Below are 15,232 nucleotides of genomic sequence, written 5' to 3' on the forward strand. Positions count from 1 at the left end.
AAATCTTTAACAAAACTTCAACTCTTTTTAATTAAAATACTTTCGATAAGCAAAATCCCCGAAATGTTCTCCTGCTTGTTTTTCTTTTACATATTGCCCAAACAAATGATCCACTTCATCTAAAATCTCTTGCTCTGAAAGTTTTTCTTTATACAATTTATTGAGTCTTAATCCGTATCTATCTCCACCCAACATAAAATTATACTGTTCTGCTGCCGTTCCTATAAAACCTAATTCTGCCACGTAAGGTCTACCGCAACCATTAGGGCAACCCGTCATTCTGATAGAAATTTCATGTTCCGAAAGTCCGTGTTTTTCTAAAATAGGTTCTATTTTTGTTACCAATTCTGGCAAATATCTTTGAGCTTCAGCTAGAGCAAGCGGACAAGTTGGCAATGCTACACATGCCATAGAACTTTTCCTCATCGGCGAAACATTCTTTTCAATTTCAAATTTTTCTAATAATTCTTCAATTTTTTTCTTATCAATTTCAGAAACATTACCAATAATCAAATTCTGATTTCCTGTGAAGATGAAATTACTTAAATTAAGATTCGCCACTTCTAATAAGAAAGCTTTTTGATAAGGTTTTACCACGCCGTGTTCTACAAAAAGGGTGTAATACCATTTTCCATCTGCGCTTTGTTCCCAACCGTAACGGTCATTTCTTTCGGTAAATTGATAGGGTTTTGCAGGTTCTAGTTTGAAACCAATTCGTTTTTCTAATTCTTCTTTGAAACCTTCTACCGTCAATCTTTCGATGGTGTATTTTAATCTAGACAATTTTCTGTCTGCTCTGTTCCCGAAATCTCTTTGAATGGTTAAAACTTCGTAAACTGCTTTCAATGTTTTTTCTTCGGTATCTAAAAACCCGAGTACATTTCCCAAACGTGGAAAAGTAGCAGCATTACCGTGAGTAGTGCCCAAACCACCACCAACAACTAAGTTGAAGCCTTTCAATTCATCATTTTCGATAATGGCAATCAGTCCTAAATCGTTGGTGAACAAATCCACATCATTGCTTGGTGGAATTGCTATTGCAATTTTGAACTTTCTCGGTAAATAACGGTCTTCGTACAAAGGATCTGCTTCTGCGGAACGTTCGTAGATTTTTTCTCCGTCTATAAAAACCTCGTAATAAGCTTTGGTTTTTGGCAAAAGTAATTTCGAAATTTTATCTGCATACTCGTGAACCTGATGATGAATGGGCGACAATTGCGGATGCGAACTGGCAATCACATTTCTATTCACATCACCACAAGCTGCAATGGAATCTAGTTTTGCGGTATTAAACGCTTGAATCGTAGGTCTAATTTGATGTTTCAAAATCCCGTGAAGTTGCACCGTTTGTCTGGTGGTAATTTTAAGAGTTCCTGTACCAAATTCTTCTGAAACTTGGTGTAATGCTTGCCATTGTTCCGCCGAAATTGCTCCACCCGGAATTCTGAGACGAATCATAAAAGAATACAATTTGTCTAATTTTTTAGCGGCTCTTTCTGCTCTTTTATCACGGTCGTCTTGCACATACATTCCGTGGAATTTTACCAATGCTTCATCGTCTGGACGAACATTTCCGGTGTGATTATCAAGTTCTATACTTTCTTTCAACGTACCTCTCAGTCCGTCGCTTTTCATTTTTATGTGTTCTATTGGAGATAATTTATCGCTCATAATTTAAAGTTTGAGGTGGTTTGAAATTGTTTGGTATTGTTTGAAATGGTTTGACTTTGTTTGATGTTGTTTGAATGAGTTTGATTTACACCTTTCTGCTTCCATCTTCCATCTTCCAGCATCCATCATCTAACATCCATCATTAGTAAACATCTTTCAGAAATCTGCCTTGGTTTTCTAATTCTTCTACTACTGTTTTTGCTTGTTCTACAGAAATATTTCGTTGGGTAGAAATTACTTCTACAATCGTGTTTTCCACATCTTTGCTCATAGGTTCTTTTTGTCCGCACAAGTAGATGTAAGCTCCATTTTCAATCCAAGAATTAAATTCTCTTGCATTTTCTTTAATTCTATCTTGTACATAGATTTTTTTTTCTTGGTCACGTGAAAAAGCAGTACTCAATTTGGTTAAAACCCCTGTACTCAACCATTCCTGAATTTCGGTTTGGTAATAAAAATCAAGCGTAAAGTGCTGTTCACCAAAGAACAACCAATTTTTACCTTCTGCTCCGTTGGCATCTCTTCCTGCTAAAAAGCTTCTGAAAGGCGCAATTCCCGTTCCTGGACCAATTAAAATAATGTCTTTGTCATCTTCTGGCAATCTGAAATTTTCGTTTTTATGAATGTAAAATTCAAATTCTTGATTTAGAGGAAAATCTGCAAAATATTGTGAAGCAAAACCAGTTTTTTTCTCGTCATTTGCATTAAATTTATTAAGGTTTACCGTTAAATGAACTTCGCCATCGTGTGCTTCAGAAGAAGATGAAATAGAATACAATCTAGGCGCAACAGGCAACAAAATTTCTAGAATTTTTTGGAATGAATTTGATTCTAATTTTGGAGTTTTAATGCTTTTTAAAACATCTATCAAATCTGCTTTTTCCCAAATGTTTTCAAATGGTAAAACTTCTGATATTAAATCTAAAGAACGCTTGCTTAATCCTTTAATATTTCTAAGTTCTAACCAATCAAAAACTGTTTTTGTTTCATTTTTAATGGCAATTTCATCATTACTTTTTGCATCGAAATAATTGATAATGAAATCAATATCTTCTTTAGAATTTTTAGGAATAATTCCGAGCGCATCACCAGGTTGGTACGCAATTTCATCATCTGAAATAATTTCTAAATGATAGGTTTCTTTGTTAGAACCTGTATCATTCAGCACAATTTTATGTTTGATTATGCCTTTGTAATTCTTTTTATGAGGAATAATCTGAACAGAATGAGCAACCTTAGTTTCACTTTTAACTCCAGAAAACAAATTCTGTAAATCTTTTTGCCAAGCTTCTACCAAAGGATTGAAATCTACATCTGCTTTTACCAAAGGCAATAATCTTTTAGCTCCTTTTTCTTCCAAAACCTCATCTAGAAGTCTTCCTGCTTCGCAGAAAAGAGGGTAAGAACTATCTCCCAAACCAAAAACAGCGTAAGAAAGTTGATTAAGATTTACATTAGAAGATTTCAGTTTTTCATAAAAATCTTTGGCATTCAGAGGAAGTTCGCCTTCGCCTTGGGTGCTGATGATGAAAAGAATTAAAGTTTCTTTTTCTAGTTTTTTTACATCAAACTGAAAAATATCTACAGATTTTGCATTGATTTTTTCCTTTTTGAAATTAGCCTGAAGTTTTGAAGCTACTTTTTTGGCATTTCCTGTTTCCGTTCCATAAACGATGAGTGGTTTTACATTGATTAAAGGAACAGAAGTATTTTCTATTTTAAGATTTCCTTCGCTAGATTTTGCAATGTAACCCGCCAAAAATCCTTTAGAATAGATTAATTCTTCGTAAGTGGCGTTAGAAACCAATTGTTGCAATAGGTTTTGTTTAGTATCAGATAGCATTTTGATAGTTTGTTTTGTGATTATCGAAATAAGAGTTTCCAGATTTTTTTTCCTCGAACCAAGCAAATTGATGATGCAAGTTCACCACATTTCCGATGATGATAAGCGTAGGAACGTATTCAAATTCTGGTAGAGATTGAGATTTAATTTCCTCGAAAGAGAAAACCTGCGTTTTTTGTTCTGGAGTGGTCGCTTGTTGAACCACCGCAATCGATTTTGAGCCTTCAATCCCAAATTCAATCAATTTTTGAGTGATATTTTCTAGTTTTTGTCCGCTCATATAAAACACCAAGGTATCTTCTGTAGTTGCCCAATCTTGCCACTGATGAAGGGTTACAAATTTGAAATCATACAGCGTAAGAAACCTCACTCCTCTAGAATATTCTCTGGCAGTAAGCGGAATACCTGTGTAAGCCGCAGCGCCAAAAGCAGCAGAAACTCCGGGAATAATTTCGTAGGAAATTTGGTGTTCTTTTAAAATTTGAAGTTCATCCAAAATATTTGAAAAAAGGCTGGCATCGCCACCTTTTAGGCGAAGCACCAATTTCCCTTGTTTGGCAAAATGCACCATCAAATTGTTGATGTCTTTTTGGGGAGTCCAAATTCCTTTAGAACATTGCTTGCCAACGTACACAATTTCTGCTTTTTCGGAAGCGTATTCTTCTATCAACTCTGGCGAAACCAATCTGTCGGTAAGAATGACTTCCGCTTTTTGAAGGTACTTTAAAGCCTTCAAACTGATAAGTTCTGGATCGCCTGGTCCTGCACCTGCCAAAACCACTTTTCCTGTATTTTGAATTAAACTTTTCATAAATTTTGTATAAATTTTTGCATAAAATCTCCTCCGCCTTATCGAAAACGATATGGTAAAAACTTGATTATCTGTAAGTTAAAGATTAATTAAAAAGTCTGCTAACTCTATTTTTTAGTCTAATCTTTTCGCAGCCCGACCTGAGTGGAGCTCTCCCGAAAAAATATTTTTTTTAAATTTTAAAAAATATTTTTTCGGGAAGCGGGAACGGAGGGCGGAATAGCTGCCCAAAAAATCATAAATTACTAGCTAACAGACTTTTAAGAATTAGAACAATCCTTCGATGGAAAGATAACGTTCTCCTGTATCGTAATTGAAAGTTAGAATCTGAGCGTCATCTGGTAAAGTCTCTGCTTTTTTGGCAACCGCTGCTAAAGAAGCACCTGTGGAAATCCCTACTAAAATCCCTTCTTTTTTGGCAATTTCTCTGGCATATTCGAAAGCCTCGTCTTTGCTCACTTGAATAACTTCGTCTATTAAATCTGAGCGATAAACATCTGGTACAAAACCTGCTCCAATCCCTTGAATTGGATGCGGTCCGGGCGCACCTCCGCTTAAAACAGGAGATAATTCTGGTTCTACGGCAATCACTTTAAGATTTGGGAATTTTTCTTTCAAAACAGCAGCAACCCCTGTAATGTGGCCACCAGTCCCAACTCCTGTGATAATATAATCTAATCCGTCTGGAAAATCTGCCAAAATCTCTTGAGCGGTAGTTCTTTTGTGAACTTCTACATTAGCTTGATTTGCAAATTGTGATGGCGACCAAGCATTTGGTGTATTGGCAACCAATTCTGCGGCTCTTTCTATAGCGCCTTTCATTCCTTTTTCACGTGGGGTAAGGTCGAATTCTGCACCATAAATTTCCATTAATTTTCTACGCTCTACACTCATAGATTCTGGCATTACCAAAATTACTTTGTAACCTTTAACCGCAGCTACTAAAGCCAAGCCGATACCTGTGTTACCCGAAGTTGGTTCTATGATTACACTATCTGAGTTTAAAAGTCCTTTAGCTTCTGCATCTTCTATCATTGCCAATGCAATACGGTCTTTGATGCTGTTACCTGGATTGGTTCTTTCTAATTTGATGAAAACATTTTTATTGCCGTATAATTTGTTGATTTTAACGACTGGAGTGTTTCCGATGGTTTCTAAAATGTTACTTGCTTTCATATTTTTTATTTTTCTATTTTTTGGTACTAAAAAATCTTTACATAAAGCTTAGCTCTATGCTATTATAAATTGTAATAATGTATCTAATTCTAAGTTTTTCTTAAATTGTTTAAAGGAACATTAATGCTCCTACGGTGTTGAAGCTGGTTTCGTCTATTAAAATGGCGCTTCCTGATTTTGGATTTTTCTCGAAAGTGTCATAAAATAATGGTTGACTGGTTTTTAATGTAACTTGTGCAATATCATTGAGTTGAACTGCATCTCCATCCGTAAATTGCCATTGATTAACGTTCCATTTTCTATTAATTTGTTGCACTTTTACTCTCACATTTTTGAATCTGTGTTGTAATAAATACGTTTTACCAACTTGTAACGAATTGTTATCTAACCAAGAAATCCAAGTGTTGATTTGGTTGTCTTCTTTTGGCAATTGATTGCTGAGAACTACAGTGTCTCCACGGCTGATGTCTATATCATTTTCGAAATGTAACACTACATTGTCACCTGCTATTACTTCCGAAACATCTTTTAAATCTTTTTCTATTTTCACTAAAGTTGTTTCTATTTTAGCAGGCAAAATGGTTACTTTGTCTCCAACTTTGTAGCTTCCGCTCAAGATTTGCCCTGCATAACCTCTGTAATCGTGGTTGTCTTCATCTTTTGGCCTGATTACCCATTGCACTTGGAATCTTGCTTCTAAATCTTCCGTTCCGTCTAATTCTACAGTTTCTAAAGTTTGAAGAATAGATTTCCCGTTGTACCAAGGTGTATTTTCAGAAGTGGTAACTACGTTATCTCCTACCAATGCACTTACCGGAATGTAGATAATTTCGTTGTAATTCAATTCAGATTTTATGGCTTCGAAATCATTTTTTATTTGGTTAAAAACTTCTTCGGAATAGTTTAATAAATCTATTTTATTAATGGCGATTATTGCTTTTTTAATTCCCATTAAAGAGCCTACACTTGCGTGTCTTTTGGTTTGGTCTGTAATTCCGTTTCGGGCATCAACTAGAACAATGATTAAATCTGAGTTGGAAGCACCAGTAATCATATTTCTAGTGTATTGTTCGTGACCAGGTGCATCTGCAATGATAAATTTTCTTTTAGAAGTAGAGAAATATTTGTACGCAACATCTATTGTAATTCCTTGTTCACGCTCTGCACGAAGGCCGTCTGTAATTAAAGATAAATCTATATCTACACCTTCTTGCTTGGTTTGTTTTTGTAAAACACCCAATTGGTCTGTATGTATGCTGTCAGAATCATAGAGAAGTCTTCCGATTAAGGTACTTTTGCCATCATCTACGTTTCCTGCGGTTATAAATCTTAATGTATTCATTTTTTTATGAGTTTCGAGTTTCGTGATACGAGTTTCGACTTAATTATTAATTTAAAATTTTGAATATTTGATATTAAAAGTACCCTTGTTTTTTACGGTCTTCCATTGCAGCTTCCGAAAGTTGATCATCTAATCTTGTTTGTCCTCTTTCGCTAATTCTGGTTTGGATAATATCTTCAATAATGTCATCAATTGTAGAAGCTTCAGAAGGCACTGCTGCGGTACAAGTCATATCTCCAACGGTTCTGTATCTTACTTTTTCAATCACCACTTCGTCACCTTCTTGAGGTTGAATAAACGCCGAAGTTGCCACTAATTTATCTTGAAACTTAATACATTCTCTATTGTGAGAGAAATACAAATTCGGCAATTCTATATTGTATTTTTTGATGTAATTCCAGATGTCTAACTCCGTCCAATTGCTAATTGGGAAGACTCTTACATTATGACCTTTTTGTACTTTTCCGTTAAGGATATTCCACAGTTCGGGTCTTTGAAGTTTTGGGTCCCAAGCTCCGAAATCGTCTCTTACAGAGAAAATTCTTTCTTTGGCTCTGGCTTTTTCTTCGTCTCTTCTTGCGCCGCCAATACAAGCGTCAAATTCATTTTCTTCGATGGTGTCTAAAAGAGTGTAAGTTTGAAGAGAATTTCTAGAAGGGAATCTACCGCCAGTTTCTTTTAAATTATATTTTTTGATGCTGTCTTCTACATAACCCACTACCAATTTTTCTCCAATTTTTTCTACCAATTCATCTCTGAATTCTAAAGCTTCAGGGAAATTATGACCTGTGTCTATATGCACCAAAGGAAAAGGAAATTTACCTGGGCGAAACGCCTTCAACGCTAAATGTACCAACACGATGGAATCTTTACCTCCCGAGAAAAGCAAAGCTGGCTTTTCGAACTGCGCCGCTGTTTCTCTTAAAATATAAATTGCTTCGTTTTCTAATTGCTCTAAATAATCTACTGTATTGCTCATTTTAATTTTTTTCTGCATTTATTGATGTAAACCACATTCTTTTTTAGATTGATCTTCCCACCACCATCTTCCAGCTCGGAAATCTTCGCCTTCTTTTACCGCTCTAGTGCAAGGTGCACAACCAATACTTATGAAACCTTTGTGATGAAGCGTATTGTAAGGAACTCCTTTTTGTTGTAAGTATGCTACCACGTCATCGGTTGACCAGTTCATCAAAGGATTGAATTTGTATAACTGATGCGCTTCATCCCATTCTACCAATTTCATTGTTTGTCTATTAGGCGATTGCTCTGCTCTAAGTCCTGTAATCCATACATTTGCACCTTGTAAAGCTCTATTTAATGGTTGAACTTTTCTGATATTACAACATTCTTTTCTAAGTTCTACACTGTTATAAAAACCATTAATTCCGTTGTCTGAAACATATTTTTCTATGTTTGAAGCTTCTGGATAAAAAGGTTTTATTTTGTTTCCAAATTTTAGATTGGTTTTATCCCAAACTTCATAAGTTTCTGGGAAAAGTCTGCCAGTATCTAGTGTAAAAACCTCTATATTTTCTAATTGATTACTAAAAATTTCGTTGGTAATCACTTGATCTTCTATTCCGAAACTGGTAGAAAAAACAATTTTCCCTTTTAATTGTTCATTCAAGATTTTTAAATTTTCCTGAACTGAATTGTTCTCATTGAGTAATTTTAATACTTCTTCCATACTATTTTTTCAAAAAAAATGACCTCTTGAAACCAAGAAGCCAATATTTATTTATAATCACAATAATTCTATACTATAGACCATAAGAAATAGGAGCTTCCAAAGAAACTTTACAACAACAAACCATCATACACATTGCTGTGAAGCTGTATTTTGGGTTATTAAAAGTAAAATCTTTTGTATTCATTTCGTTTCTAATTTCTATTTTCTTAATTTCTGTGTAAAATTACTAATTTTTAAAACAAAAAAGACTCCTTAATCATAAAATTAAGGAGTCTTTCTTGAAAATATTTTTTGTTAAATCTATATCAATATAAGAAATTCTCCTCTAGTTAAGAGGACAACAGCACATTGCGATATTTGATATAATTTGTTTCATTTTGTGTTGCAAATATATAATTAATTTTAAACAAAACAATAATTCTTTAAAAAATTTTACAACAATGTAACATTTCATTACCAAAAGTATAAATTAAAACATGATAAAAAGACTTTGAAAGCACTCTATTTAAAGGTAATTTCATATCATAATTTACACATTTTCAAGCTAAAAATTTTCGTCAAAAAATTTAATTTTGATTTTATGATTAAACTCATATCTACTAAAAAGTGCTTTTTTAGAATTGTAAATTTGCAAAAATTAAGGTTGAAGATGGAAAAAACATTGGCTTTTGGCGAAAAAAATTACAATTATTACAGTGCTTATCTTAGAAATAAATATGATGGGCAAAAGGTATATAAAGTAATTGTAGATGCCGGTTTTACCTGCCCAAACCGAGACGGAAGCAAAGGTTACGGTGGTTGCACCTATTGTAATACCGATTCTTTCACGCCAGTTTCTAGAAATTTAGAAACTTTCAGAGAACAAATTTCTTACAGTATGGAACGAGCTGCCAAAAATTATGGCGCAGAAAAATTTATTATTTATTTTCAACCTAATACCAATACTTATGCACCTGTAGAAGAATTGAAAATGCTGTATGATGAAGCTTTGAAAATCAATCGTGAAAAGATTGTAGGACTCTCTGTAGGAACCAGACCAGACTGTATAGATGAAGAGAAGATAGCGCTTCTTGAAAGTTATAAAAAACAAGGTTTAGAAGTAGATTTGGAAATGGGAATGGAATCTATTTATGATGAAACTTTGACAGAAATCAACAGGGGTTGCAGTCATCAAGAATTTGTTGATGCTATGAAATTACTTGAAAATTCTACTCTAGATGTTTGCATACACACCATTTTGGGATTCCCAAATGAGACCAAAGAAATGATGCTGAAATATGTAGATGAACTGAACCGATTTTACAAAATAAATTTTGTGAAATTTCATCATCTTCACATTGTAGAAGGTTCTATTTTAGGCGTTAAATACAAAAGAGCTCCATTTAAACTTTTTAGCTTAGAAGAATATACTGACTTATTGTGTGAAATATTGCCTAAATTAAGACCAGATATTGTAATCCAAAGATTATTTGGACTGTCAGATTTAGAAATGCTAATCGCGCCGAAATGGAACTTAAAAAAGTCTCAAATTCAGCACTTTATAGATTCTGAAATCGAAAAACGCAACATTATACAAGGAAGCGAATACACAAAAAAAGAAGCACTTTTGTAAGTACTTCTTTAAAATTATTGTTCTATGCTTTCGCTCATCCACTTTAGCTTATTGTAGCTTTTAATGACTTTCGCTTTTAGATTGATGAGTTTTTCCTGAGCATCTATCTTTTTATTTTCTCTAGAGTTGATTAAGAAGATTGAACTTTCACCATTTTCAAATCTGGTTTCTTCGGCTTTTAGAAGTTTTTCATAATTGTTAAGATTTTGTTCTGCCAAAGAAATTTGCTCATTATAGTTTTCTACTTCTTGTTGATAAGTAGCAGTTTTTACCATTAATTCATTTTCTTTTACCTTAATATCTTGTTGGTTCTGAAGCAGTTTCAATTTCGCTTGTTCATAATCTGCTCTTGCTCCTCTCAGGAAAACTGGAATCTCCAATTTCAGACCATATTGAAAATTATTGTCAAACAAAGGCAACATCTGCGCATTTTTATTTTCTTTATTGAAAAACTGATAACTGAAGTCTATTTTGGGTAAAAAACTTTGCCATTTCAGTTTCTTTTCGCTTTCTAAAATATTATTTTTAAAAGCATAATATTTCAAAAATTGAGAATTAATAAGGTTATCTTTATTCAATTTCTGAGCGAGAAACAGATAATCATTCGTAATTTCCGAATTCATTTTTTCGGAAGGGAAAATGGGTGCTTTAATTTCATAAAACTCTAAATTATCTTGCCAAAGATACCATTGCAAATCTTGGGTACTTTTCACAAAATTAAGATAAGCTTCTTTTTCTTGAATTTGAAAATTTTGCAACTGAGATTCTGCTTCTACCGTGTCTATTGCAGCTCTTTCGCCATAAGAAAATGTCTTTTTAATGAATTCAAAACGCTTTTTATTAAGTTCTACATTTTTCCTTTGAAGTTTTAAAACCTCATAATTTTTCACCCATTCCCAATAGGTATTTTCTGCATCTAAAAGCAGTTCGTTGCTGAGAATAATTTGTTCTGCGCGCGTCATTTTTTCTGCCAATTTTGCTTGGTCTAGTGCAGCTCTTCTTTTGTCATACCAAAGATTTTTAGCTAACGGAATAGTCACTCCATAATTGTAAAGACCGCCTTTGGTATCGTTTTCGTTTAGTTTTTCTCCTGTCAAATAATTGTATCCTCCATTTACTTCTATTCCGTACCAAGTCGGAATTCCTAATTCTATATTTTTTTGATTATAGTAGAGAGTATTATCAATGTCTTTTTCACCTAATTTAGCACTCAAAACAGGATCGAAATTACCTCTAGCTTTGGTGATTTCGGCTTGTGCAATTTTGTTTTGCAATTGATACCTTTTGAGTACCGGATGATAATTTTTAACAATATTTAGAAATTCATTTTTTGACAAAAGCAAAGAATCTTGCGCTTGTAAAAAAGAGGAAATCATCATCAAAAATGTTAAAAACAATTTACTTTTTCTTTTCATCTGTTCCATTTTTTACCACATAATAATCAGGTGGAAAACCATTAATATTTCGCCATATTTCGTACCAAATAGGAACGTCATTTAGAATAGCCAATCCATTAACACCAGCACCCATCATAATCTGAGGAGGCCAAGGTTTGTCATCTTTATCTTGAATCACAAGTGCTTTGAACATTCCGTTTGCACTGATATTACCCTCCACAGCAATTACTTTTCCTTTAAAAGTACCATAACTGCTATTGGGCCACCCCGAAAAAACAATGGCTGGAAAACCATCAAAAATACACGTTACAGATTGTCCTTCTTTAATCAAAGGTAAATCTACAGGTTTTATGTAAAATTCTACGGCATAATCTACATTGGTAGGAACAATCATTCCTATACTTTCTCCATCTTTTAGAATTTCGCCAATTCCAGCTTTATTGATTTGGGTAATTTGCCCGTCTTGCGAAGCAATAATGTAATACAAACCTTTTCGCATTTTATAATTGGTGATTTGATTTTGAAGCTTTGCAATTTCGCCAGAGTTTCCTTCAATCTGACCAAGAGCCTGAAAACGGTCACCTTCTATTTTGCTAATTTTTTCTGTATATTCTTGTATAGCAGCATTTTGTTCAATTTGTGTATTCGTAATCTCTTGTCTAGTCTGGGCTACTTTGTTTTCTGCAGAAGTTTTTTTAGCTACAGTATTTTGGTATGAAGCACTTCTTTGTTGGAATTGCGTAAGAGATACTAAGCCTTCATCAAACATTTTCTTTTGTCTGTTAAATTGGTCTTCACTTAGTTTCAATTCATTTTTCACGGCTAAAAGTTCTGCTTCTTCTGCTGCCAATTTATTATTTAGCTGACTGATTTTTATCTTTAATTGACTCAATTTTAAATCTAAAGCATTATCTAGAGCGCTTAACTGAGAATTGGTAGTTTTTACTTTTGCAGAGTAGTAATCGCCTACCCCTTTTTTGGCAGACATTTGTTGCTCTGTACGTTCTACCAAAAGTGGGTCAAAATATTCATCTTTAATTTCAGAAATTTGAAGAATGGTATCTCCTTTTTTCACAAAATCACCATTTTTAACAAACCATTTTACGATTTTACCTGGTATGGGAGAATTTAACTGTTGAGGGCGCTGCTCTTGATATAGAGAGCTTACATTACCTGTAAGGCTAATATTCTGAGTCCAAGGCAAGAACAACCCCAAAATAAGTAAGGCCATAGAAATCCAAAACCATTTCTTGACATTATTATTTCTATGAATTAAATAAATCTTATCTTCTGATTGATATTTCATGGTTGTGATTATTTTTTAAATTGAACATTTCCGTTTGATAAAAATAAATGATGCTGTGCTTCTGCTATAAAACGCTCTTCCTTAGTCACCATGATGATATTTCTATGTTCAGACATTTTTTTAAGGTATCTCCAAATATTTTCTTTGAGATTTTCTCCTAGTCCTTCGAAAGGGTCTTCTAAAATTAGGAAACGTGTTTTTCCTAAAATCGCTCTTAAGAGTAAAATCATTTTCTTGGAGCTGAAAGAAAGTTGACTGTCAGTTTCACTAATCTCAGTATAATATCCATTGGTAAAATATTCTGTTAAATTTTCTACACCTAACTCTATTGCCGTTTTGGTAATATCTTCTGGTGTTACCTCAGGATTAGATATCTGTATATTCTGAAGAACAGTACCTTTTATAATGCCGACATCATTTAGATAAATGCCAATTTGATTTCTAAAAATATGTTTATTGATATTATTAAAAGGAGTCTTATCATATAAAATTTTACCAGTTGTAGGTTCATAAAAACCTGCAAAAAGATTCATCAAAACACTTTTACCAGCTCCTAGACTACCAGAAATAGCTGTGATGGTATTGGGTAAGATTTTAAAATTAACTTCTGTTAAGATTGGTGAAGAATCATTAAACGTAACGCTTACTTCTTTGAATTCTATTTCGAAGCCTTCTTGTGTATCTCTTAGACTTACTTCGCCATTATTCTCTTCTGGTAAATCTAGAACTTTAGACAATTTTACCATAGAAGTAATCATATCATAATAACTTTCTAAATTCTTGATGAGCTTTTCAACTGCAGACATTATCATAATTACCACAATTTCTGTGGCAATAAATGCCCCAATATTAAGTTGCTGATTTAATAATAAATAGGTCGCAATAGCCAACATCGTGAGTATAATAACCACTTTAAAAACGATAATGGTTTTATACTGAAAGTAAAGCACCTGGAAATGCGAGGTCCTATGTTCTAGATATTCTTCTACCAAGTGGTCTGTTTCTTTAAGGTGCATTTGAGTAGCAGAATTGTTTTTAAATGTTTTTACAGAATGAGCAATATCTTCTAGCCAAGAAGCTACAGCATACTTTTTATCACTTTCTTCAAGACTAGAGGCTATCCCTTGCTCCATGGTAATTCTAAAAATGAAAACCACTCCAAGAATAACCATTAAACCAAAAATTAAAAACCAAGGATGATAAAAAGACAACAATATTATCCCAAAAAATATTTGGATAATAGCCGTAGGAATTTCTAATAAAATTTTTGACATTCCTTTTTGTAAATTAGGCATATCAAAAAATCTGTTGACTAGTTCTGGCAAAAAATATTTATTGATTTTGGTAAGATTAAGTTTTGGCAACTTTTCTGCAAATGCGATAGAATATTCTACAAAAATTTTCTGTTGAATCTTCTCGATAATCTGCATTACCTTTAGTCTAAAAAAACCTACCAACCATGTTCCTATGACCACTAAAGCTATAAGTAAGTAGATAGAGGTAACCATGGTAGCACCCATTGCGTAACTTATAATCGCCTGAATACCAAGCGGTAAACTCAACTGAACCAAACCACTAAAAATAGCATAGAAATAAATATTTGCTACATCTTTTCTTTCTTTGGTAATAAATTTAAAAAGTTGAATACCTTTTTCTTTATAATTTTTATTTGCCATTTTATTAATGATTTAAAACATTGAATAGTAATTGATTAAGATAATTTAAAACATATTGATTGTGATTTTTCTTCTCCACATTATCCGTAAGTTTATTGAGGTGCTGACTAAAAAATTGCTGGTCATGAGATGTTTCTAATAATGTACTCGCCAAAGAGTTCGGGAACTTATAATCTGGCTTATATTCTCTAATAATATTAGAAATATAAAAGCAATAATTCTTAAGGGGTGCATAAGCTAGGTCATTATTAATTTCATCTACTTCTTTTACTAAATAAACTTTACTACTCTCACTTATCACAATAGAGTTTAACCTATCTAGATTAAAATCTAATAAACTATCATCTGTCACAAAGTTATAAGTTATTATTTCTAAAACCAATTCTAATTTTTCTTTTGAATTCTTTACATTGAGCAATCTCATTTTTGTAAAAAATTCTAGATATTGCCAATACCAACTCATAATATAGAGCAGCAATTTGTGCTTACTAGAGAAATATCTGTAAATAGTAGCTTCTGTGGTATTGATTACATGCGCCAATTTTTTAAATGTAAACTGCTCAAAACCAATTTCATATATTAAATCAATTGCACTAGTAACCATTGCTTTTCCAATAGTACTTTCATCTGGATCTTTTAGATATAGCGAGGGATTGACTTTAAATTTTAATTGAAATTCCATGAATATTTTTTTACAAAAATAGT

Annotated in this window: 12 protein-coding genes; 1 reads left to right on the forward strand and 11 read right to left on the reverse strand. The window is 33.2% G+C overall.

The annotated features are described in order from the left end of the window. Positions 1-27: 27 nt before the first annotated feature. The 7 genes from IEW40_RS03350 to IEW40_RS03380 form a co-directional block, all read right to left on the reverse strand. Positions 28-1,674 carry an NADPH-dependent assimilatory sulfite reductase hemoprotein subunit gene (locus IEW40_RS03350; protein ID WP_373283766.1) on the reverse strand — a complete coding sequence of 549 codons (1,647 nt, stop codon included), beginning with the start codon at positions 1,672-1,674 and terminating at the stop codon, positions 28-30. Positions 1,675-1,813: 139 nt separating this feature from the next. Continuing rightward, positions 1,814-3,514: a diflavin oxidoreductase gene (locus IEW40_RS03355; protein ID WP_188616665.1), complete on the reverse strand. Its 1,701-nt coding sequence runs from the start codon at positions 3,512-3,514 to the stop codon at positions 1,814-1,816. Then, positions 3,504-4,325: a uroporphyrinogen-III C-methyltransferase gene (cobA, locus tag IEW40_RS03360; protein ID WP_188616666.1), complete on the reverse strand. Its 822-nt coding sequence runs from the start codon at positions 4,323-4,325 to the stop codon at positions 3,504-3,506. Before cobA ends, IEW40_RS03355 begins: the two co-directional genes overlap by 11 nt. A gap of 267 nt (positions 4,326-4,592) precedes the next feature. After that, positions 4,593-5,501, reverse strand: coding sequence for a cysteine synthase A (gene cysK / locus IEW40_RS03365; protein WP_188616667.1), 909 nt, complete (start codon positions 5,499-5,501; stop codon positions 4,593-4,595). Between the two features lie 109 nt (positions 5,502-5,610). Further along, positions 5,611-6,843 (reverse strand): sulfate adenylyltransferase subunit 1, encoded by a 1,233-nt coding sequence (locus IEW40_RS03370; protein WP_188616668.1) that lies wholly within the window; start codon positions 6,841-6,843, stop codon positions 5,611-5,613. 73 nt (positions 6,844-6,916) lie between these two features. Continuing rightward, on the reverse strand, positions 6,917-7,822 hold the full coding sequence (gene cysD, locus IEW40_RS03375; protein ID WP_188616669.1) for a sulfate adenylyltransferase subunit CysD: 906 nt from the start codon (positions 7,820-7,822) through the stop codon (positions 6,917-6,919). A gap of 18 nt (positions 7,823-7,840) precedes the next feature. Beyond that, positions 7,841-8,533, reverse strand: a complete 693-nt coding sequence (locus IEW40_RS03380; protein WP_188616670.1) for a phosphoadenylyl-sulfate reductase — start codon at positions 8,531-8,533, stop codon at positions 7,841-7,843. 652 nt (positions 8,534-9,185) lie between these two features. Between IEW40_RS03380 and mnmL the strand changes: the two genes are divergently transcribed. Beyond that, on the forward strand, positions 9,186-10,148 hold the full coding sequence (gene mnmL, locus IEW40_RS03385; protein WP_188616671.1) for a tRNA modification radical SAM protein MnmL/YtqA: 963 nt from the start codon (positions 9,186-9,188) through the stop codon (positions 10,146-10,148). A gap of 14 nt (positions 10,149-10,162) precedes the next feature. Here the strand turns inward: mnmL and IEW40_RS03390 are convergent, their stop codons facing one another. The 4 genes from IEW40_RS03390 to IEW40_RS03405 are packed head-to-tail and all read right to left on the reverse strand — an operon-like array spanning position 10,163 to position 15,209. Further along, entirely contained in the window at positions 10,163-11,563 is a 1,401-nt protein-coding gene (locus tag IEW40_RS03390) for a TolC family protein (RefSeq protein ID WP_188616672.1), read from the reverse strand. Further along, entirely contained in the window at positions 11,547-12,851 is a 1,305-nt protein-coding gene (locus IEW40_RS03395) for an HlyD family secretion protein (RefSeq protein WP_188616673.1), read from the reverse strand. Before IEW40_RS03395 ends, IEW40_RS03390 begins: the two co-directional genes overlap by 17 nt. Before the next feature lie 8 nt (positions 12,852-12,859). Then, a complete protein-coding gene (locus IEW40_RS03400; protein ID WP_188616674.1) occupies positions 12,860-14,527 on the reverse strand; it encodes a peptidase domain-containing ABC transporter in 1,668 nt (555 codons plus the stop codon). 4 nt (positions 14,528-14,531) lie between these two features. Beyond that, on the reverse strand, positions 14,532-15,209 hold the full coding sequence (locus tag IEW40_RS03405; protein ID WP_188616675.1) for a TetR/AcrR family transcriptional regulator: 678 nt from the start codon (positions 15,207-15,209) through the stop codon (positions 14,532-14,534). Positions 15,210-15,232: the final 23 nt, after the last annotated feature.

Source organism: Cloacibacterium rupense (genome assembly GCF_014645495.1).
Taxonomy (GTDB): Bacteria; Bacteroidota; Bacteroidia; order Flavobacteriales; family Weeksellaceae; genus Cloacibacterium; species Cloacibacterium rupense.